The organism is Pseudomonas sp. TH08 (genome assembly GCF_016651275.1).
Lineage (GTDB): Bacteria > Pseudomonadota > Gammaproteobacteria > Pseudomonadales > Pseudomonadaceae > Aquipseudomonas.
On the sequence record NZ_JAEKEE010000001.1, the window covers coordinates 988,978 to 1,008,109 of the forward strand.

Consider the following 19,132-nt stretch of genomic DNA (forward strand, 5'->3'; position numbering starts at 1 on the left):
GTACTGAATAGATACGGCGGATAATAACAGCTCAGCCAAATCCACTTTGACTTGAATCAGAAACGAAGTGGCCTCCCTGGCCTGCAATGCCCGGTAAAAAGTCGTTGGTGCCACCCGGAGTAACCGGGTTACAAGCCCTGCATCATCTTGCGTACACCGGCCACATGCCGACGGCTGACGATCAGCGCGTCACCGTTGAGGCCTTTGAGGAACAGCTGGAAATGGCCCAGCGGGGTCCGTTGCAAACGTTCGATACGATCGCGAGCGACCAGCGCGTTGCGGTGGATGCGCACGAAGCGCTCACCGAATTCGTCTTCGAGGGCCTTGAGCGGCTCGTCCAGCAGCACTTCGCCGGCTTCATGGCGCAAGGTCACATACTTGTGGTCGGCAATGAAATAGACCACCTGATCCAACGGGATCAGTTCGATGCCTTTGCGGGTGCGTGCGCTGATGTGGCTGCGAGGGCCGGTGCCGCTTTCGGCAGCAGGACGGGTCAGGGCCGAAAGTTGCGCCCGGTTGGGACGTTCAGCCCGTTTCAGGGCTTCATGCAGATGTTCGGTTCGCACGGGTTTCACCACATAGCCCACGGCGCTGGCCTGCAGGGCTTCCACGGCAAATTCATCGGGACTGGTGCAAAACACCACCGCCGGCGGTGTTTCGCGTTCGCACAGACGGGCAGCAACCTGCAGGCCGTCCAGGCCCGGCATGCGGATATCGAGCAGCACGATATCCGGCTTGTGGCTGTCGATCAGTGCCAACGCCTCTTCGCCATTCGTGGCGCTGGGCTCCAGGACTGTATAACCCTCGAGCTCGCTCACCATTCGGCTGAGGCGCTCGCGAGCCAGTGGTTCGTCATCAACGATCAGGACATTCATATTGCGCTGGATTCCTGCGTGAGTCTCGCACAAGGATAGCGTAGACAGGTGAAGTGACGTCCGTCACCGCGATCCACGCTAAGACTAGCCCGAGCGCCAAAAAGTGCCGTACGTCGGCCAGCAATATTTGCCAGTGTCCGGGTCGTACCGCTCAAAGCCCGCTGTTTCCTGCGTTTTTCACGAGGTTTGTCAAAAGACAATACACCCACCCCTCTTCTTATAGTCGGCGGCCAGACCTTTGCGCGATCCGCAGTCGCGCCGACCCTTATGTCCAACTGTAGACGCTCGCCGGGCCGATATTGCTCAATCGAAAAATATCCTTGCGCAAATCCCCCGGGGCCAGCGCCGACTATGGATGACGAGATGAGAAAAAAACGTATCGACCAGTGTCAGCGACAGTCTGGGCAACCCTGTTATTATCCGCGCCAGCGTTTCACGCCTTTTTTCTTCAAGCCGATACGAGCGAATTCATGAGCACTGACAAGACCAATCAGTCCTGGGGCGGCCGCTTCAGTGAACCCGTCGACGCCTTCGTCGCCCGCTTCACCGCCTCCGTCACTTTCGACCAGCGCCTGTATCGCCACGACATCATGGGTTCGATCGCCCACGCCACCATGCTGGCCAAGGTTGGCGTGCTGACCGATGCCGAGCGCGACAGCATCATTGATGGCCTGAAGACCATTCAGGGCGAAATCGAGGCCGGTCAGTTCGACTGGCGCATCGACCTCGAAGACGTGCACATGAACATCGAAGCGCGCCTGACCGATCGCATCGGCGTGACCGGCAAAAAACTCCACACTGGCCGCAGCCGTAACGACCAGGTCGCCACCGACATCCGCCTGTGGCTGCGTGACGAGATCGACCTGATCCTCGCCGAAATCACCCGCCTGCAAAAAGGCCTGCTCGAGCAAGCCGAACGCGAAGCCGGCAGCATCATGCCCGGCTTCACCCACTTGCAGACCGCACAGCCAGTGACCTTCGGGCACCACATGCTGGCCTGGTTCGAAATGCTCAGCCGCGACTACGAGCGTCTGGTCGACTGCCGCAAGCGCACCAACCGCATGCCATTGGGCAGCGCCGCGCTGGCCGGCACTACCTACCCGATCGACCGCGAATTCACCGCACAGCTGTTGAATTTCGACGCAGTGGGCGGCAACTCGCTGGACAACGTTTCCGATCGCGACTTCGCCATCGAATTCTGCTCGGCCGCGAGCATCGCGATGATGCACCTGTCGCGTTTCTCCGAAGAGCTGGTGCTATGGACCAGCGCGCAGTTCCAGTTCATCGATCTGCCGGACCGTTTCTGCACCGGCAGCTCGATCATGCCGCAAAAGAAAAACCCCGACGTACCTGAACTGGTGCGCGGCAAGACCGGCCGTGTGTTCGGTGCGCTGATGGGCCTGCTGACCTTGATGAAAGGCCAGCCTTTGGCCTACAACAAGGACAACCAGGAAGACAAAGAGCCGCTGTTCGATGCCGCCGACACCCTGCGCGACTCGCTACGCGCCTTTGCCGACATGATCCCGGCGATCAAACCGAAACACGCGATCATGCGTGAAGCGGCGCTGCGTGGTTTCTCCACCGCGACCGACCTGGCGGATTATCTGGTGCGCCGCGGCCTGCCGTTCCGTGACTGCCACGAAATCGTTGGCCACGCGGTGAAGTACGGCGTGGACACGGGCAAGGATCTGGCCGAGATGAGCCTGGAAGAACTGCGTCAGTTCAGCAATCAGATCGAACAGGACGTGTTCGCCGTGCTGACCCTGGAAGGCTCGGTGAATGCCCGTGACCATATCGGCGGCACTGCGCCGGCGCAGGTCAAGGCAGCTGTGGTTCGCGGTCAGGCGCTGATCGCCAGCCGCTAACAGCAAAAGCCAAAAGCATCGCGAGCAGGCTCACTCCTACATTGGAATTCGTTCCCCTGCAGGAGTGAGCCTGCTCGCGATAGCTGCGTTCAACTCACTACAAAACTCACTTCTTAGCAGCGATCATCGCCAAAAACGCCGGCATCGCTGCTTCCTTGTCCGCTGCAACTTTCTGCACATGCGGATTCTGTTCAAGTCGCTCCAGCAGCGCCTTCGCCTGCGGCATCTCTGCCAGCAAATCAATCCCGAACAGCTTCTGCCCGACCGCACAGGCCAGCGGCACGCTGTAGAGGAAGTACAAATCGGCAATGGTCAGGCTGTCGCCCGCCACGTACGGGGCGAATCTGCCGTGGCGGCCCAGTGCAGCAAAACCCAGCAGCAGCTCGGTTTTAGTCTTCTCCTTGATCGCGTCCGGCAGGGTCATGCCGAAGAATGCCTCGCCATAACAAGCGCGGCCCGGCAGTTCGATGTACAACTCGATTTCCTTGGCGATTGCCAGCACCTGCGCCCGCTCGAACGGATCGCTCGGCAGCAGTGGCGTGCCTTGCTGGGTCTGTTCGAGGTACTCGAGGATGATCGCGGTTTCGTTGATAAAACCGGCGTCCACGCCCAGCACCGGCACTTTGCCGCGCGGGCTGATGGCCAGTGATTCCGGGGTCGACGTCGGGTAGAACGTGACCTCTTCGAACGGCAGGCCTTTTTCCAGCAGTGCCAGTTTGACCATGTTGTAGTAGTTGCTGACTGAGAATCCGTAGAGCTTGAGCATCACATAGCCTCCGGGCCGTGCGGGGTGGGCAGTGCCTGTTTATAGATCGCCCGGGCGTTTCCCGCCAGCAGCATCACGCCGCTGAATGCGGGTAAACTGGCGCCTTTCCTTGAGGAGCCTGCCATGAGCGAGCCGACAGACATCGACAATGACAACGACGAAGAAGAGTTCACCGAGGCTACGTTGATCGAAGCCATCGAGAACCAGATCGAAAGCGACAACCCGCCAGCGGCCAAAGCGATATTCAACAAGCTGACGTTGGTGGGTACTGAGCGTGAAGAGATCCTCAATCTGATGGCCCACGTGCTGGCTTATGAGATTGATGCGATGCTCGAAGAAGACCGTCCATTCAATACCGAGTGGTACGAAGCGGCCCTGCGCGCATTGCCAGAGCTGCCGCCCGAAAAGCCGTAACAACACAATCCCCTGTGGGAGCGAGCCTGCTCGCGAATGCGGTGCATCAGCAAAAACACGCTCAATGACACACCGTATTCGCGAGCAGGCTCGCTCCCACAAGGTTTGTTACGTATCCGGCCAGCCATCTCACGGAGCCGGACTACACTGGAATCCGCCTCAAGACAAAATCCCTGATCTGAAGCACTGGACATGCCGCACCAGCGGGTTCACCTTAGGGGCGCTGTCGTCTAATTCCTAGAAAGTCTGGAGTCCTTATGTCGCTTACCCCTGAGCTGGTTGCCGAACTGGAAGTCCTCGCACTCTTTCCCCTGGACAGTTCCCAGGAAGGTTTGAAAATTCATCAGACCGCTGCCCCGAAACATATTTCTGCCGCCAAACGCCTCTTTGAAAAAGACCTGACCGACCAGCCAGACGGTGGTTATCTGACCAGCCTCGGTCGTGATGCCGCGCAAAATGTGCAAACCGTGCTGACGATTCTGAGAGAGCAAGAAACCGCCTGATTCCCCCCGACTTTGCCCACGGGAACTCCTGCCACGGGATTTCCGCGGGCCTGCCCGGTTGTCCGCGATAGAAATCTGACGTCAAAAAACAAATTCAGCTTAAAAGTCCCGCTGTGCAGAGGCTAAACTGCCTCACATTCCGAGACCCTCTACGTCCGAGCCCGCGAGCCGGTTTGAGCTGACATGACGCGCACCCACGAAATCCGCCCCGACCTGGACGAGGGAATTGACCGCAAGGTTCTCAGCCAGCTGCGCGCGCGATTTCTAAAACTCAATGAAGGCCGCCTCGGCCGCGCCCTCGAAGGTTTATCGCCCCGCCAACAGAGCGTGCTGACGCTGTTGCCGCTGTTCTTCCACGTCAATCATCCGCTGCTGCCGGGTTACGTCTCGGGCAGTACGCCGGCCGGTCTGTCGAATTACGATCCCGACACCACTGTGCTCGCCGAAGCCCAGCGCCTGACGCGTTCGTTCTCTTATAAGCCGCGCCACGGCAGCAACCCGCCGCGTCCGATTCACGGTCTGTTCCTGATGGGCAGCCTCGGCACGCTGGCCCAGGCCGATCAAAGCGACATGGACGTGTGGGTCTGCCACGCGCCGGATCTGAGCGAGAGCGAACTCGCCGAGCTGAGCAAAAAATGCCAGTTACTCGAAGTCTGGGCCGCGAGCCAGGGTGCCGAGGCGCATTTCTTCCTGATCGACCCGGTGCGCTTCGTCAAAGGTGAACGCGACAACCAGCTCAGCTCGGAAAACTGCGGCAGCACCCAGCACTATCTGCTGCTCGACGAGTTTTATCGCACGGCGATCTGGCTGGCCGGGCGCACGCCGATCTGGTGGCTGGTGCCGGTTTACGAAGAAACCGCCTACGACGGTTACACCCACACCCTGCTGTCGAAGCGCTTTATCCGCGCTGACGAAACCCTCGATCTCGGCCACCTGGCGACGATTCCGCCGGGGGAATTCATCGGTGCCGGGTTGTGGCAGCTGTTCAAAGGCATCGAGTCGCCGTACAAGTCAGTGCTCAAACTGTTGCTGACCGAGGTCTACGCCAGCGAGCATCCGAAGGTGCAGTGCCTGAGCCTGCGCTTCAAAAAAGCCGTGTTTGCCAATCAACTGGATCTCGATGAACTGGATCCGTACATGGTCGTGTATCGACGCATTGAGGAATACCTCGTTGCGCGTAACGAGCCGGAGCGTCTGGAGCTGGTGCGGCGCGCCCTGTATCTGAAGGTAAACCGCAAGCTCACCGGCAACAGCCGCACCCAGAGCTGGCAGCGCTCGCTGCTCGAACGTCTGGCCAGTGAATGGCATTGGGATCAGCGGCAACTGGCGTTGCTCGATAGCCGCAGCCAGTGGAAAGTTCGTCAGGTCAGCGCCGAACGTCGCGCGCTGGTCAATGAGCTGAATTACAGCTATCGCTTCCTGACCCAGTTCGCCCGCACCGAACAAACCGTCAGCCTGATCAACAAACGCGACCTCAACGTCCTCGGTCGCCGGCTTTATGCCGCGTTCGAGCGCAAGGCCGACAAGGTCGAGTTCATCAATCCCGGCATCGCCCCGGATCTGGCCGAAGACACCCTGACCCTGGTGCAATCGCGCAACAAGAAGGAACCGGGGCAAACCCAGTGGGGCCTGTACAACGGCAGCCTTACCGCGCTGGAGTGGGAACACTTTGCACCGATCAAGCGCAGCCGCGAGTTGCTGGAGCTGCTGACCTGGAGTCATCGCAACGGCGTGATCGACAGCAGCACCCGCCTGGCCCTGCACCCCGGCACCAGCGACCTGAGCGAGTTTGAACTGTTCAACCTTCTAGGGAGCCTGCAACAGTGCATCGCCCTGCCCTTGCCCACCGTCGCCGAAGAGCCTTTGCTGCGCGCGGCGGTGCCGAGTGAGGTGCTGATGCTGGTCAATGTCGGCGTCGATCCGCTCAAGCATCACCGCGACCTGAACATCCTGATGACTACCGAACGCACCGACTCGCTGAGTTACGCCGGCGTGCGTGAAAACCTCGTGCTGACCCTCGATCAGGTCACGCTCAATAGCTGGAACGAAGTGCTGGTCAACCGCTTCGACGGGCCCCACGCCTTGCTCGACTGCCTGCGCGACTACCTCAACAATTTGCCACGCGGGCCGTCGCAACCGTCGCTGAAGGTGCGCTGCTTCTGCCATAACCGCGCACAGTTCATTGCCCGCCGCGTGGAAGAAATCGTCGACACCGCGCAGAACCTGTTGCTCAGTGATTTGAACCACCGCTACCTGATTCAGGTGCAGCAGCACTATCACGTGCTGGAGTTGGTGCCGGGCCAGGTCAACCATGTTGCCCTCGCCACCCTGCCCGCGCTGCTCGATTACCTCGGCGAAGAACAGCCGCGCTACAGCCCGCTGCACCTGGATCCGATGGCGCTGGAAGAGCACGACCTCGCACTGATCCTGCCGATGGGCCAGCCGGAATGTGTTCAGGTGTTCTACCGGATCACCGAGCAGCAGGCCGAGTTGTACGTGCTGGATGAGTTCAACGCGCTGTGGCAGCAACATTTGCCTTACCACGACGAACAGAGCTTGCTGATACCCCTGCAACGTTTTCTGCAATCGATCCAGTTCCGCCGTGAAGCGGTGCTGCCGATGGATGCCAGCCCCGAGGTCGGGCCTGAGATTTTGTATTACCAGTTATTGCCTTCGGGCCCGGGACGCGCGCGGCGGGTCGAAGCGCGACCAGCGCCGCAGACGCCAGTGAACAAACCGTTCTACGACGTGCAGGCGATTGTCGGCAAAGCCGCACCAGGGGAAGTGCAAGTCACCTTGTATTGCAATCAGCGGGAATTCAGTGAGTTGGAGCATGGCGACCAACTGTTCAGTGTGGTCGCCCGGGAGATCGTCGAGCAGCGCCGCGAATCCGAGCGCTATCGCTGTTACATCACCGACCTGGACCTGTCGGGCCTGCTCGGTGATGGTCAGAGTTCAAGCAATTTATATCTGCGCTACAAGGCCGACCTGGAGCGCGCCCTGAACGAGGCGCTCGAACAGGTCTGAAGCGGGGTTACTCGGGGAATGCGCCACCGTTGGCGGGCTGCGATTCGACTTCGAGCAAAGTCAGCTTGAGGGTCTTGCCACCGGGTGCCGGCCAGTCAATGTGTTGACCGACTTTCAGGCCCAGCAGTGCGCTGCCTACCGGCGCGAGGATCGAGATCTTGCCTTCGTCGGCATTGGCGTTTTTCGGATAGACCAACGTCAGGTGATAGTCCTTGCCACTGCCTTCTTCGCGGCAATGCACACGGGAATTCATGGTCACGACATCGGCGGGCACTTCATCGTGGGCGACCAGTGTATCGGCGCGATCCAGTTCGGTTTGCAGCGCGATCACGCCCGGCAGCGTGTCATCCAGGCTGTCGATCAGGCGCTCCAGACGTTGCACGTCCAGACGGGTAAGAGTGATGGAAGGTGCGGTCATGATCCGGGCAGACTCCTTTCTTCTGCACACAAAAAAAGCAAAACCCCGCCAAAAAGGCGGGGTTTTCACCAGGCCTCGATGGGTTGAGGCGTGTTCGGACACTATCACAGCTCAAAAAATATACAAGCCACCCACCCGATCAGCCCAACTCAATCCTGAGGGAGACTTTGTGGTGAGGGGATTTATCCCCGATGGGTCGCGCAGCGGCCCCAAGCTTTTTGAGACTGCTGCGCAGTCTGTCGGGGATAAATCCCCTCACCACAGGGTTGAGTCAGGCCAAGGATCTGCGAGCAGCGGCTTGAGTAACAATCACCCTACGGCGCTGATCGTCTGCCGAACGCCATTCACGAATGTCTTCGACATGCCGGAAGCAGCCCAGGCAAACCTTCTGCTCATCCAGCCGGCACACGCCGCTGCACGGTGATGGCACCGCCGGGCTGATGTTGCTGTATAGCGGCTTGGGTGGCCGGACAGGAGCGGTGTCAGTCACGGAATCACAGACCTTCGAAATCGAATTCGGCGCCGGCCTGCTGCTTGACGATGCGCTCGAGCATTTCGCCCAGTTGCTCTTCGCTCTTGTCGCACATCCAGCGTTCGCTTTCTTCGTCGTAGTCAAAGTGGAACCCACCGGATACCGCCGCCAGCCACAGCTGACGCAGCGGCTCCTGACGGCTGAAGATCAGCTGCGAGCCGTTTTCGAACTTGACAGTCAGCACACCGGCCGAACTTTCCAGATCGATATCCAGGTCACTTTCATCAAAGATGTCTTCCAGTTTTTCCTGGGTTTCATCGACCAGATCGTGGAAACGGGCTTCGGACAAACTCATTGCGGCAACCTCAAAAAATGTCTGATCAGGCTCAAGCGCCGAAAGATACGGACGCGCCCCGCTGATTGCAAAGAATAACGACCAAGCACCCATTGGCCCATACAACGCCGAACCCTGTGGGAGCGAGCCTGCTCGCGAATGGCCGGCACATTCAACATTATTGCTGGCTGACACACCGCATTCGCGAGCAGGCTCGCTCCCACAGGGAATCATGCGCTTCTCGGGAGCCCCGCCGGACGGGAGGGCCATCGCATAGGCAAGCTGCCGGGTGGCCGGTATACTCCGGCGCAATTAACGCATTTTCAAGGATTTCGCCATGAAGCGCCTGATCTCTTCCCTTGCTGCGCTCGTCGCGGTTGCCTGCCTCGTTTCGGCCTGCGGTCAAAAAGGCCCGCTGTACCTGCCCGATGACGACCAGGACCCGGCCGAGCAAGCCAAATCGTCGCAACAACAACCTGCCTCCAAGGCACACAAGCACGACGTTTACCAATAAGGGATCGCCATGGACGCTTTTAACTACCGTGGCGGGGAACTGTTCGCGGAAGGTGTGGCGCTGTCCGCCATCGCCGACCGCTTCGGCACGCCTACCTACGTTTACTCGCGCGCGCACATCGAAGCCCAGTATCTGGCTTACGCCGATGCATTGGCCGGCATGCCGCACCTGGTGTGCTTCGCGGTCAAAGCCAACTCCAACCTCGGCGTATTGAATGTCCTGGCCCGTCTCGGCGCCGGTTTCGACATCGTTTCCCGTGGCGAACTGGAACGCGTACTCGCCGCTGGCGGCAGCCCCGACAAGATCGTCTTCTCCGGCGTCGGCAAGACCCGTGACGACATGCGTCGCGCGCTGGAAGTCGGCGTGCACTGCTTCAACGTCGAATCCACCGACGAGCTGGAACGTCTGCAAGTGGTGGCCGCCGAACTGGGCGTTCGCGCACCGGTTTCGCTGCGGGTAAACCCCGACGTCGATGCCGGCACCCATCCGTACATCTCCACCGGTCTCAAAGAGAACAAGTTCGGCATCGCCATCGCCGACGCCGAAGATGTGTACGTGCGCGCCGCACATCTGCCGAACCTGGAAGTGGTTGGCGTCGATTGCCACATCGGTTCGCAACTGACCACGCTGCCACCTTTCCTCGATGCCCTCGACCGCTTGCTGGATCTGGTCGACCGTCTCGGCGATTGCGGCATTCACCTGCGCCACATCGATCTCGGTGGTGGTTTGGGTGTTCGCTACCGCGATGAAGAGCCGCCATTGGCTGCCGACTACATCAAGGCTGTGCGCGAGCGTCTCAACGGTCGTGATCTGGCGCTGGTGTTCGAGCCGGGCCGTTTCATCGTTGCCAACGCCGGCGTGCTGCTGACCCAGGTCGAGTACCTCAAGCACACCGAACACAAAGACTTCGCCATCGTCGACGCAGCGATGAACGACCTGATCCGCCCGGCGCTGTATCAGGCGTGGATGGACGTTACCGCGGTCAAGCCGCGCGACAGCGCTGCACGCAAATACGACATCGTCGGCCCGATCTGCGAAACCGGTGACTTCCTCGCCAAGGACCGCGAATTGGCCCTGGCCGAAGGCGATCTGCTGGCCGTGCATTCGGCCGGTGCCTACGGTTTTGTGATGAGTTCCAACTACAACACCCGCGGCCGTGCCGCTGAAGTGCTGGTAGACGGTGACAAGGTTTTTGAAGTGCGCCGCCGCGAGACCGTGGCTGAGCTGTTTGCCGGCGAAAGCCTGCTGCCGGAGTAACTCATGCTGCTGCGTTTTACTAAAATGCACGGCTTGGGCAATGACTTCATGGTTCTCGACCTGGTCAGCCAGCACGCGCATATTCAGCCAAAGCACGCCAAGCAATGGGGCGACCGCCACACCGGCATCGGTTTCGACCAGTTGCTGATCGTCGAGGCGCCAAGCAACCCGGACGTGGATTTCCGTTATCGGATCTTCAACTCTGATGGCTCGGAAGTTGAGCAGTGCGGCAACGGTGCGCGCTGCTTTGCGCGCTTCGTGCTCGACAAGCGTCTGACCGCGAAACGGCAGATTCGCGTCGAAACCAAGGGCGGCATCATTGAACTGGACGTGCGTAACGACGGCCAGATCGGTGTGAACATGGGCGCTCCACGCCTGGTGCCGGCGGACATTCCGTTCGAAGCGCCAGCGCAGGCCACCAGCTATCAGCTGGAAGTCGACGGCACCACGGTCGAACTGGCCGCCGTGTCGATGGGCAATCCCCACGCCGTGTTGCGCGTGCAGGACATCAACAACGCACCGGTGCATGAGTTGGGGCCGAAAATCGAACACCACCCGCGCTTCCCCGCGCGAGTGAACGTCGGTTTTCTCCAGGTCATCGACCGCCACCGTGCGCAACTGCGCGTGTGGGAACGTGGCGCCGGGGAAACCCAGGCCTGCGGCACTGGCGCGTGTGCGGCGGCTGTCGCCGCCATCAGTCAGGGGTGGATGGATTCGCCGCTGTTGATCGACTTGCCCGGCGGGCGCCTGTCCATTGAATGGGCAGGCCCTGGCCAACCGGTGCTGATGACCGGTCCGGCAGTGCGTGTATACGAAGGACAAGTGCGTCTTTGAGTGAGCAAAAACCATGACCGATAAGCCTCAGGTACCCGCCCGACAGTCCGACGAATCAGCGTCCGAGAGCCTGGAGGCGGCAGCGGTTGCCGCATACCTCGAGGCTCATCCGGACTTCTTCGTCGAGCACGAAGAACTGCTGCCGGCGATGCGCATTCCCCATCGACGCGGCGACACCGTGTCGCTGGTCGAGCGGCAGATGACCATTCTGCGCGACCGCAACATCGAGATGCGTCATCGCCTCTCGCAGCTGATGGATGTCGCCCGCGACAACGATCGCCTGTTCGACAAGACCCGCCGTTTGATTCTGGCCCTGATGGACGCCACCAGTCTGGAAGACGTGGTGATCAGCGTCGAGGACAGCTTGCGCCAAGACTTTCAGGTGCCTTTTGTCAGCCTGATCCTGCTGGGCGACAACCCGGCCCCGGTCGGTCGCTGGGTCACCCACGCCGACGCCCAGGTCGCCATCGGCGGTTTGCTCACCGAAGGCAAAAGCGTCAGCGGCACACTGCGTGAGCACGAGCTGGACTTTCTCTTCGGTGAAGAACAGCGCCTGCAGATCGGCTCCACCGCCGTGGTCGCTGTCAGCCATCAAGGTATCCACGGAATTCTGGCCATCGCCAGCCGTGACCCGCAGCATTACAAGAGTTCGGTCGGCACGCTGTTCTTGAGCTACATCGCCGAAGTCATGGGCCGCGTGCTGCCACGGGTCAACAGCTCCCTGCGCTCGGTTCGCTGAGCATGGAACGACAACTGGACGCTTACTGCGAACACCTGCGCAGTGAGCGGCAGGTGTCGCCGCACACACTGTCGGCCTATCGCCGCGACCTCGATAAAGTCCTTGGCTGGTGCATCAAGCAGAACATTGGCAGCTGGGCCGCGCTGGATATTCAGCGCCTGCGCAGCCTGATCGCTCGATTGCATGCGCAAGGCCAGTCCTCGCGTAGCCTCGCCCGCTTGCTCTCGGCAGTGCGCGGGCTCTACCACTATCTGAATCGTGAAGGTCTTTGCGACCACGATCCGGCGACGGGGCTGGCACCGCCGAAAGGCGAGCGCCGCCTGCCGAAAACCCTCGACACCGACCGCGCACTGCAACTGCTCGAAGGCGCGGTGGAGGATGATTTTCTCGCGCGGCGTGATCAGGCGATTCTTGAACTGTTCTATTCCTCAGGCCTGCGCTTGTCGGAACTGACCGGACTCAATCTCGATCAGCTCGACCTCGCCGATGGCATGGTTCAGGTTCTCGGCAAGGGCAGCAAAACCCGCCTGCTGCCAGTCGGCAAAAAGGCTCGCGAAGCCCTTGAGCAATGGCTGCCATTGCGGGCGATGACCAACCCGGCAGATGACGCCGTGTTCGTCAGCCAGCAAGGCCGGCGCCTCGGCCCACGGGCAATTCAGGTGAGGGTCAAACTGACCGGCGAGCGCGAACTGGGGCAGAACCTGCACCCGCACATGCTGCGGCATTCCTTCGCCAGCCACTTGCTGGAGTCTTCGCAGGATCTACGCGCGGTGCAGGAACTGCTCGGCCACTCGGACATCAAGACCACGCAGATCTACACCCACCTGGACTTCCAGCACCTGGCGGCGGTCTACGACAGCGCCCACCCACGGGCCAAACGCATGAAAGGCGACGATTCATGAGCATCCAGTTGATCACCTTCGACCTCGACGACACCTTGTGGGACACCGCCCCGGTGATCATCAGCGCCGAAGCGGTATTGCGCGAATGGCTGAGCGAACATGCGCCGAATCTGGGCGCGGTGCCGGTGGAGCATTTGTGGGCGATCCGCGAACGAGTGCTGGCCAGCGAGCCGGGGCTCAAGCACCGCATCAGCGCGTTGCGTCGGCGGGTGTTGTTTCATGCGCTGGAGGAGGCCGGGTACGCCCACGGCGAGGCGTCGAAGTTGGCCGACAAGAGCTTTGAAGTGTTCTTGCATGCGCGACATCAGATCGAGGTATTCCCTGAAGTCGAGCCGGTGCTGGAGATTCTCGCCAATCATTACTCGCTCGGTGTGGTCACCAATGGCAACGCCGACGTGCGCCGGTTGGGGTTGGCGGATTACTTCAAGTTTGCCCTGTGCGCGGAAGATATCGGCATCGCCAAACCGGATGCGCGACTGTTTCACGAAGCGTTGCAACGCGGTGGCGCCACCGCCGAAACCGCCGTGCACATTGGCGATCATCCGGGTGATGACATTGCCGGCGCCCAGCAGGCCGGGTTGCGCGCGATCTGGTTCAACCCGGGGGGCAAAGTCTGGGAAGCCGAGCGTTTGCCGGATGCCGAAATCCGCAGCCTGAGCGACTTGCCAGCAGTGCTCGCACGCTGGAATGCCAGGGCCTGACACAATCCCTGTGGAAACCATGTGGCGAGGGGATTTATCCCCGATGGGCTGCGAAGCAGCCCCAAATGCAGCGCATCGTGCTTTCCTGACAATCCGCGCAAGCTGACTTTACGACTGCTTCGCAGCCGATCGGGGATAAATCCCCTCGCCACACAAGCCTCTCTTACAGGGCGTCCCTGTTATTTCACCCATGAAAAAGCCCGCAGCGACGGCGGGCTTTTTCAGCAAGCAAGCGGCACGCCTCAGATAGGGCGGCTACCGTACTTGTTGTCCGGCTTCTTGGGCGGATCGGCGACCACATTGGCCTCCACTTCCTGCACTTTTCCGCCGCGCGACAAGAACTCTTCCATGGCCTTGGCCAGGGCGTCGCGTTCCTTGTTCTTGGCTTCAATGCTCGGCAACTCGTCTACCGACACCGCAGCCTTGGCTTTGCCTTTGGCAGCCGGGGCCGGCGTATCGTCGCCGCCATCGTCATCAGCAACGTCTTCCGCTGCCGCTTCCAGGCCTTCCTCGGCCTCGTCTTCGTCGCCTACTTCGAGGTCGTCGTTTTCCAGATCATCGTCGCTCATGTTCTACCTCATGACTTGCGAAAAGCAGATTAGTTATAGACCAGCTTTGGCAACTGTCGAAAGTCGCCGTTAAAAAATCGTTAACCGCTGCTGACCAGCGGTTATGCCCCTTCACCGTGCAAGGTGGCGAGGACTTTTCGGGCACCGCCATGATCACGGTGCTCGCCCAGATAAACGCCCTGCCAGGTGCCCAGTGCCAAACGACCTGCCGAAACCGGCAGACTGATCTGGCAACCCAGCACGCTGGCCTTGAAGTGCGCCGGGAGGTCGTCCAGGCCTTCGTCGTTATGCTCATAGCCATCTGTTCCTTGTGGGATCAGACGATTGAAAAATCGTTCGAAGTCGCGACGGACCGCCGGATCGGCGTTCTCGTTGATGGTCAACGACGCCGAGGTATGCTGCAGCCACAAATGCAACAGACCGACCCGGCACTCCCTGAGTTCAGGCAGGCCGTTGATCAACTCGTCCGTTACCAGATGAAAGCCCCGGGGCCGTGCCCGCAGGGTAATCAGAGTCTGTTGCCACATACAGTTCTCCGCACGTTCGGGGCGCATTCTAGCGCGCTCTGGGAAAAAACAAAGGCCCTAATATTCGCTCAATGATGTAAGCCATTGGCCGGTGAAAAACCGCCGTCGTAAACACGACTAAAGGCGTACGAAAAATCCTTTCAGCTTGTCCTTCAATGACAAATCCCGGACAAAAAAATGCCCGGCGAACCGGGCAATTTTTTTCAGTGCGCGTACTTACAGGTTGTAGCCGCGTTCGTTGTGTTGTGCCAGATCGAGGCCAACCGACTCTTCTTCCTCGGTCACACGCAGACCCATCACGGCGTCCAGCACCTTGAGGATGATGAAGGTGACGATCGCGGTGTAGATCACCGTGAAGCCGACACCTTTGCACTGAATCCATACTTGAGCGGCGATGTCGGTCACGGTGCCGAAGCCACCCAGCGACGGAGCAGCGAACACACCGGTGAGAACCGCGCCGAGAATACCGCCGATACCGTGTACGCCAAACGCGTCCAGGGAGTCGTCATATCCGAGTTTGCGTTTCAGGGTGGTAGCGCAGAAGAAGCACACCACGCCCGCCGCCAGACCGATCACCAGTGCGCCCATCGGGCCCACGGTGCCGGCAGCCGGAGTGATTGCAACCAGACCGGCCACCACACCCGAGGCGATGCCCAGTGCGCTAGGTTTGCCGTGAGTGATCCACTCGGCAAACATCCAGCCCAGCGCCGCCGCGGCGGTAGCAATCTGAGTAACCAGCATCGCCATGCCGGCAGTGCCGTTGGCCGCCGCAGCGGAACCGGCGTTGAAGCCAAACCAGCCAACCCACAGCATCGCCGCGCCCATCAGGGTGTAACCCAGATTGTGCGGAGCCATCGGCGTGGTCGGGAAGCCTTTGCGCTTACCCAGTACCAGGCAGCAAATCAGACCGGCCACACCGGCGTTGATGTGCACCACGGTGCCGCCCGCGAAGTCGAGCACACCCCAGTCCCACAGCAGGCCACCGTTACCGGACCAGACCATGTGCGCAATCGGCGCGTAAACGAGGGTGAACCAGATGCCCATGAAGATCAGCATCGCGGAGAATTTCATCCGCTCGGCGAACGCACCGACGATCAGCGCCGGAGTGATGATCGCGAAGGTCATCTGGAAGGTGACGAACACCGCCTCAGGGAACAACGCAGCAGGCCCGGTCAGGCTGGCTGGCGTGATGCCCGCGAGGAACGCCTTGCCGAAGCCGCCGACAAAGGAGTTGAAGTTGACGACGCCCTGCTCCATGCCGGTGGTGTCGAACGCGATGCTGTAGCCATAAATGACCCACAGGACGCTGATCAGACCGGTAATGGCGAAGCACTGCATCATCACGGAAAGAATGTTTTTCGAGCGAACCATGCCGCCGTAGAACAGCGCCAGGCCCGGGATGGTCATGAACAGCACGAGTGCCGTCGAGGTGAGCATCCAGGCAGTGTCGCCGGAGTTGAGGACTGGGGCCGCCACTTCGTCTGCCGCCATTGCAAGGCTGGGCATTACGATGGACAACAGGGCTCCTAGCCCTGCGAATTTACGCAGAGTCATATTGTTTTCTCCTGGGGCGTTGGGGTTTGTGGCGGCTTTTAAATCGCGTCGGTATCGGTTTCGCCGGTACGGATGCGAATCGCCTGTTCCAGATTGACCACGAAGATCTTGCCGTCACCGATCTTGCCGGTGTTGGCCGCCTTGGTTATCGCCTCGATAACCCGATCCAGATCCTTGTCGTCGATGGCCACGTCGATTTTCACCTTGGGCAGAAAATCGACCACATATTCCGCGCCGCGATACAGCTCGGTGTGACCCTTCTGCCGGCCGAAGCCTTTGACTTCAGTAACGGTAATGCCCTGCACGCCGATTTCGGACAGCGACTCGCGCACGTCGTCCAACTTGAACGGCTTGATGATGGCAGTGACTAGCTTCATGAAACTCTCTCCCGAATTGGTGGACTTGCCCCAGGAAAACAAACCCGACTCAAGTCTAAGCGCAGTGCCTGGCTTTGTAACGCATCGTCGGCCTTACCTGCCCGACTGACGCCAGCTAACCGCTGCTGACGAAACTCCCCGCTTCGTCTGCCGCACTGCATTCGTCACAGCGACTGCATCAGTGCATGGGTCGAAGGTGACTAAGCAGAAACCTTGCCATCTCGCCAAAAACCTGTGATTTCAATCCATTGGCCACTGTCGCTGGCACTGCCGCGCAAAAGCCTTGACGGATACGCACAACAACGGTGCATCGCCGTCCGTCCGCCTGCGCGAAAAGCGTGCATCGCGGCCGTTGCAAATGACTATAGACACTGCGTGATACACTACCGGCCATTGTTTCCAGGACATCCACCATGCTCGCGCCCAAAGACTTCCTCGACGCCCTGAGCGGCACCGCCTCCCGCCTGTTCAACGGCGAAACGCCGCTGCCGAAAGCCGAAATCGAAAGCCAGTTCAAGATTCTGCTGCAGAGTGCGTTCAGCAAACTGGATCTGGTCAGCCGTGAAGAATTTGATAGTCAGATGGTTGTTCTGGCCCGCACTCGCGCTCGCCTCGAAAGCCTCGAAGCCAAAGTCGCCGAGATGGAAGCCAAGCTGACACCGCCCGCTGAATAATCCGCGCCCCCTGTAGGAGCTGCCGAAGGCTGCGATCTTTTGATCTCCAGCCCTTCAACCATCCCGGCAACGTCCTACAACCTGCACCATCGCCGTCCGATTGCGCCGAAAAGCCCAGGTTTTTAAGCTCATCCGATGCTGAATGTTCAGCACTGGGTTTGGCGACCTGGACAGCTTAAGGCGCACGACAACCATGATGGCGGCTACATTTACCGCCACATCGTTTCATGGCGGTTGTGCGTGGGAGACCTTCGGGTCTGCCGGGTTCCTTTTGCTCCGGTTCGCCAACCCGCGTACAACTGCCACCCAATCGTTTGGCGACGATCAGAGGCAGTTTTCTTCATTCGAATTCGAGAACTGCACCATGGAAGAAACCTATTTAAAGCCTTACATCTTCACCCGCCACAAACTCCCCCTCCACGCCCTCCTCATCCAGAACCAACCCTGGTTCTGCGCCCGAGACCTGAGTCGCCTGCTACACATTTATCTCAACGAACGCATGCTGCGAAAACTCGACCCCGACCAATACCAAACCCGCAAAACCTTGATCCACAACCAGATCGAAAACACCCTGCTGATCAGCGAATCCGGCATCTACGCCCTCCTCGTCTACCACTACTGCCCCGAATACCGAGCCCTGCGCGAATGGCTCACCCACCAAGTCATCCCCACCCTGCGCGACGCCCAACGTCCCAGCACAAGCGAACGTCCACACCTGAGCCTGCTCAGTTGGCCGGACATGACGTTGAGTTTGTTGCACTGGAATAATCAGCCGTGGATACGGTTGCAGGATGTGCCACACATGGTGACGGAGCGAGAACAGGTAAACCGTACGGCTGTGAACTCATGGTGGAGAAAGGCTCTGCAATTGATCTGAATTTTTGCGCTGCAACCTCACCAAAGGTCATTTCAGTGATGCCACTGAAATGACCTTTTTTATGTCTTCATTTTCTCCAGCCCCCTACTCCGAAATCCCCCTCTCACAGAAGTAACGTCCTACAAAACGCGTCCCCCACGTCTGATTTCGCTGCCCCCTCTCTGCTGGCTATCTTCTGCGACCAGATCCAAACAGATGAAAACAATGAGAAGAAAAGGCAAAGCAACGGATCTTCGTAACCAGACATTCAGATCAAACTCGCGAAAGATCGCCCACAAATTCTTTCTCAAGAACATTGCCCCGAGAATCCCGAATATTGATGCAGCAGCGGTCAAGTTTGAGCCAATTACCCCAGCAGCGATAACGCAATACTTTCTCTGGGAGGGGCCAACAATTTTCCCTTGGAATGACGTTGCAGACTGGAAAAGTAAAGATGCGAAAGGTCTGGATTTGGCGATATGGTACAAACAGATTCTTTGCGGCATGTGCTATGCGACCCCGCGCGCAAGCTCTATCTGCTTAAAGATTATTCTGTTGGAAGGGCATCCGGACAGTGCGCACCCGCTTCGCGGCAGGATCGCGCCGATTGCTCTGCTTGTCGCAGATCACTATGCGCGAGCGCTAGGATGCAAAGAAATCGAGATTCAGGATCCTGATCCGAATGTTGTTTTTTACTACCGAAAACTGGGGTTCGAATTCGACCACACCAACCGGCTTGTCATTTCTGTGGACGGTCAATAACATCGAAATCAACAACCCAATCGCACGAGGTGCGTATGAGCCCAAAAAAGCGAAAGGCAAAGCTTCTTCAGATTGTTGAACTACATCTCGAAGCACTCCGGTTGGCTGGGGATATGTCAGCCAACCAACGGCGATTTATTGAAGTTGCTGTTACATGTGGGCCAGCGCTTGAGCCAAGCGGCCCGCTGGCCG

General features: G+C 59.4%; 22 protein-coding genes and 1 pseudogene. 13 read left to right on the forward strand and 10 right to left on the reverse strand.

Features of this window, described 5'->3' with window-relative positions:
- Positions 1-128: 128 nt before the first annotated feature.
- On the reverse strand, positions 129-875 hold the full coding sequence (locus tag JFT91_RS04725; protein ID WP_126367570.1) for a LytR/AlgR family response regulator transcription factor: 747 nt from the start codon (positions 873-875) through the stop codon (positions 129-131).
- Positions 872-1,024: pseudogene (locus JFT91_RS30075) on the reverse strand (sensor histidine kinase); the annotation flags it as partial. The pseudogene JFT91_RS30075 and the gene JFT91_RS04725, both read right to left, overlap by 4 nt.
- 321 nt (positions 1,025-1,345) lie before the next feature.
- Between JFT91_RS30075 and argH the strand changes: the two are divergent.
- Positions 1,346-2,740 (forward strand): argininosuccinate lyase, encoded by a 1,395-nt coding sequence (argH, locus tag JFT91_RS04730; RefSeq protein ID WP_201231700.1) that lies wholly within the window; start codon positions 1,346-1,348, stop codon positions 2,738-2,740.
- A gap of 106 nt (positions 2,741-2,846) precedes the next feature.
- Here the strand turns inward: argH and JFT91_RS04735 are convergent, their stop codons facing one another.
- Entirely contained in the window at positions 2,847-3,506 is a 660-nt protein-coding gene (locus tag JFT91_RS04735) for a glutathione S-transferase family protein (protein WP_201231701.1), read from the reverse strand.
- Positions 3,507-3,629: 123 nt separating this feature from the next.
- Here JFT91_RS04735 and JFT91_RS04740 point away from each other — a divergent pair, with 123 nt between their 5' ends.
- The 3 genes from JFT91_RS04740 (at position 3,630) to JFT91_RS04750 (ending at position 7,450) form a co-directional block, all read left to right on the forward strand.
- Positions 3,630-3,920 carry a hypothetical protein gene (locus JFT91_RS04740; RefSeq protein ID WP_201229205.1) on the forward strand — a complete coding sequence of 97 codons (291 nt, stop codon included), beginning with the start codon at positions 3,630-3,632 and terminating at the stop codon, positions 3,918-3,920.
- Between the two features lie 257 nt (positions 3,921-4,177).
- Positions 4,178-4,423, forward strand: a complete 246-nt coding sequence (locus JFT91_RS04745) for a TIGR02647 family protein (protein ID WP_008084565.1) — start codon at positions 4,178-4,180, stop codon at positions 4,421-4,423.
- A 183-nt stretch (positions 4,424-4,606) separates the two neighbouring features.
- Positions 4,607-7,450, forward strand: coding sequence for a class I adenylate cyclase (locus JFT91_RS04750; protein ID WP_201231702.1), 2,844 nt, complete (start codon positions 4,607-4,609; stop codon positions 7,448-7,450).
- Between the two features lie 7 nt (positions 7,451-7,457).
- Here the strand turns inward: JFT91_RS04750 and rnk are convergent, their stop codons facing one another.
- From rnk to cyaY, 3 genes are all read right to left on the reverse strand, one after another.
- Positions 7,458-7,868 carry a nucleoside diphosphate kinase regulator gene (gene rnk, locus JFT91_RS04755; RefSeq protein WP_201231703.1) on the reverse strand — a complete coding sequence of 137 codons (411 nt, stop codon included), beginning with the start codon at positions 7,866-7,868 and terminating at the stop codon, positions 7,458-7,460.
- A 271-nt stretch (positions 7,869-8,139) separates the two neighbouring features.
- Positions 8,140-8,358: a DUF1289 domain-containing protein gene (locus JFT91_RS04760; RefSeq protein ID WP_201231704.1), complete on the reverse strand. Its 219-nt coding sequence runs from the start codon at positions 8,356-8,358 to the stop codon at positions 8,140-8,142.
- A 4-nt stretch (positions 8,359-8,362) separates the two neighbouring features.
- Complete coding sequence (gene cyaY / locus JFT91_RS04765) at positions 8,363-8,695, reverse strand: iron donor protein CyaY (RefSeq protein WP_077575013.1); 333 nt, start codon at positions 8,693-8,695, stop codon at positions 8,363-8,365.
- A 316-nt stretch (positions 8,696-9,011) separates the two neighbouring features.
- Here cyaY and lptM point away from each other — a divergent pair, with 316 nt between their 5' ends.
- From lptM to JFT91_RS04795, 6 genes are read left to right on the forward strand one after another with little or no spacing between them, the layout of a single operon-like run.
- A complete protein-coding gene (gene lptM / locus JFT91_RS04770) occupies positions 9,012-9,188 on the forward strand; it encodes an LPS translocon maturation chaperone LptM (RefSeq protein ID WP_003229400.1) in 177 nt (58 codons plus the stop codon).
- A gap of 9 nt (positions 9,189-9,197) precedes the next feature.
- Entirely contained in the window at positions 9,198-10,445 is a 1,248-nt protein-coding gene (lysA, locus tag JFT91_RS04775; protein WP_201229214.1) for a diaminopimelate decarboxylase, read from the forward strand.
- Between the two features lie 3 nt (positions 10,446-10,448).
- On the forward strand, positions 10,449-11,279 hold the full coding sequence (dapF, locus tag JFT91_RS04780; protein WP_201229216.1) for a diaminopimelate epimerase: 831 nt from the start codon (positions 10,449-10,451) through the stop codon (positions 11,277-11,279).
- Positions 11,280-11,292: 13 nt separating this feature from the next.
- Positions 11,293-12,018, forward strand: a complete 726-nt coding sequence (locus JFT91_RS04785; protein ID WP_201148216.1) for a DUF484 family protein — start codon at positions 11,293-11,295, stop codon at positions 12,016-12,018.
- A 2-nt stretch (positions 12,019-12,020) separates the two neighbouring features.
- Positions 12,021-12,920, forward strand: a complete 900-nt coding sequence (gene xerC, locus JFT91_RS04790; protein ID WP_201231705.1) for a tyrosine recombinase XerC — start codon at positions 12,021-12,023, stop codon at positions 12,918-12,920.
- Positions 12,917-13,621, forward strand: coding sequence for an HAD family hydrolase (locus tag JFT91_RS04795; RefSeq protein WP_201231706.1), 705 nt, complete (start codon positions 12,917-12,919; stop codon positions 13,619-13,621). The genes xerC and JFT91_RS04795 overlap by 4 nt, the downstream gene beginning before the upstream one ends.
- A gap of 242 nt (positions 13,622-13,863) precedes the next feature.
- On the opposite strand, the gene sutA is transcribed toward JFT91_RS04795, so the two are convergent.
- The 4 genes from sutA to glnK form a co-directional block, all read right to left on the reverse strand.
- Positions 13,864-14,190: a dormancy-specific transcriptional regulator SutA gene (sutA, locus tag JFT91_RS04800; RefSeq protein ID WP_007920420.1), complete on the reverse strand. Its 327-nt coding sequence runs from the start codon at positions 14,188-14,190 to the stop codon at positions 13,864-13,866.
- 101 nt (positions 14,191-14,291) lie between these two features.
- Complete coding sequence (locus JFT91_RS04805; RefSeq protein WP_201148218.1) at positions 14,292-14,717, reverse strand: secondary thiamine-phosphate synthase enzyme YjbQ; 426 nt, start codon at positions 14,715-14,717, stop codon at positions 14,292-14,294.
- 216 nt (positions 14,718-14,933) lie between these two features.
- On the reverse strand, positions 14,934-16,271 hold the full coding sequence (locus tag JFT91_RS04810; RefSeq protein WP_064589789.1) for an ammonium transporter: 1,338 nt from the start codon (positions 16,269-16,271) through the stop codon (positions 14,934-14,936).
- A 38-nt stretch (positions 16,272-16,309) separates the two neighbouring features.
- Positions 16,310-16,648 (reverse strand): P-II family nitrogen regulator, encoded by a 339-nt coding sequence (glnK, locus tag JFT91_RS04815; RefSeq protein ID WP_002555808.1) that lies wholly within the window; start codon positions 16,646-16,648, stop codon positions 16,310-16,312.
- A 413-nt stretch (positions 16,649-17,061) separates the two neighbouring features.
- Between glnK and JFT91_RS04820 the strand changes: the two genes are divergently transcribed.
- From JFT91_RS04820 to JFT91_RS04830, 3 genes are all read left to right on the forward strand, one after another.
- Positions 17,062-17,322: an accessory factor UbiK family protein gene (locus JFT91_RS04820; RefSeq protein ID WP_201231707.1), complete on the forward strand. Its 261-nt coding sequence runs from the start codon at positions 17,062-17,064 to the stop codon at positions 17,320-17,322.
- A gap of 364 nt (positions 17,323-17,686) precedes the next feature.
- Positions 17,687-18,199 carry a BRO-N domain-containing protein gene (locus tag JFT91_RS04825; protein ID WP_201232238.1) on the forward strand — a complete coding sequence of 171 codons (513 nt, stop codon included), beginning with the start codon at positions 17,687-17,689 and terminating at the stop codon, positions 18,197-18,199.
- Positions 18,200-18,394: 195 nt separating this feature from the next.
- Positions 18,395-18,940: an N-acetyltransferase gene (locus JFT91_RS04830; protein ID WP_347340310.1), complete on the forward strand. Its 546-nt coding sequence runs from the start codon at positions 18,395-18,397 to the stop codon at positions 18,938-18,940.
- Positions 18,941-19,132: the final 192 nt, after the last annotated feature.

What these genes read in the sequence shown, in the direction of transcription:
- JFT91_RS04795 (WP_201231706.1), top strand. Translation starts at nt 12,917, where the DNA reads ATGAGCATCCAGTTGATCACCTTCGACCTCGACGACACCTTGTGGGAC.
- JFT91_RS04825 (WP_201232238.1), top strand. Translation starts at nt 17,687, where the DNA reads ATGGAAGAAACCTATTTAAAGCCTTACATCTTCACCCGCCACAAACTC.
- JFT91_RS04740 (WP_201229205.1), top strand. Translation starts at nt 3,630, where the DNA reads ATGAGCGAGCCGACAGACATCGACAATGACAACGACGAAGAAGAGTTC.
- JFT91_RS04750 (WP_201231702.1), top strand. Translation starts at nt 4,607, where the DNA reads ATGACGCGCACCCACGAAATCCGCCCCGACCTGGACGAGGGAATTGAC.
- argH (WP_201231700.1), top strand. Translation starts at nt 1,346, where the DNA reads ATGAGCACTGACAAGACCAATCAGTCCTGGGGCGGCCGCTTCAGTGAA.
- JFT91_RS04830 (WP_347340310.1), top strand. Translation starts at nt 18,395, where the DNA reads ATGAAAACAATGAGAAGAAAAGGCAAAGCAACGGATCTTCGTAACCAG.
- JFT91_RS04785 (WP_201148216.1), top strand. Translation starts at nt 11,293, where the DNA reads ATGACCGATAAGCCTCAGGTACCCGCCCGACAGTCCGACGAATCAGCG.
- dapF (WP_201229216.1), top strand. Translation starts at nt 10,449, where the DNA reads ATGCTGCTGCGTTTTACTAAAATGCACGGCTTGGGCAATGACTTCATG.
- glnK (WP_002555808.1), bottom strand. Translation starts at nt 16,648, where the DNA reads ATGAAGCTAGTCACTGCCATCATCAAGCCGTTCAAGTTGGACGACGTG.
- sutA (WP_007920420.1), bottom strand. Translation starts at nt 14,190, where the DNA reads ATGAGCGACGATGATCTGGAAAACGACGACCTCGAAGTAGGCGACGAA.
- JFT91_RS04725 (WP_126367570.1), bottom strand. Translation starts at nt 875, where the DNA reads ATGAATGTCCTGATCGTTGATGACGAACCACTGGCTCGCGAGCGCCTC.
- lysA (WP_201229214.1), top strand. Translation starts at nt 9,198, where the DNA reads ATGGACGCTTTTAACTACCGTGGCGGGGAACTGTTCGCGGAAGGTGTG.
- lptM (WP_003229400.1), top strand. Translation starts at nt 9,012, where the DNA reads ATGAAGCGCCTGATCTCTTCCCTTGCTGCGCTCGTCGCGGTTGCCTGC.
- JFT91_RS04820 (WP_201231707.1), top strand. Translation starts at nt 17,062, where the DNA reads ATGCTCGCGCCCAAAGACTTCCTCGACGCCCTGAGCGGCACCGCCTCC.
- JFT91_RS04745 (WP_008084565.1), top strand. Translation starts at nt 4,178, where the DNA reads ATGTCGCTTACCCCTGAGCTGGTTGCCGAACTGGAAGTCCTCGCACTC.
- cyaY (WP_077575013.1), bottom strand. Translation starts at nt 8,695, where the DNA reads ATGAGTTTGTCCGAAGCCCGTTTCCACGATCTGGTCGATGAAACCCAG.
- rnk (WP_201231703.1), bottom strand. Translation starts at nt 7,868, where the DNA reads ATGACCGCACCTTCCATCACTCTTACCCGTCTGGACGTGCAACGTCTG.
- xerC (WP_201231705.1), top strand. Translation starts at nt 12,021, where the DNA reads ATGGAACGACAACTGGACGCTTACTGCGAACACCTGCGCAGTGAGCGG.
- JFT91_RS04735 (WP_201231701.1), bottom strand. Translation starts at nt 3,506, where the DNA reads ATGCTCAAGCTCTACGGATTCTCAGTCAGCAACTACTACAACATGGTC.
- JFT91_RS04810 (WP_064589789.1), bottom strand. Translation starts at nt 16,271, where the DNA reads ATGACTCTGCGTAAATTCGCAGGGCTAGGAGCCCTGTTGTCCATCGTA.
- JFT91_RS04805 (WP_201148218.1), bottom strand. Translation starts at nt 14,717, where the DNA reads ATGTGGCAACAGACTCTGATTACCCTGCGGGCACGGCCCCGGGGCTTT.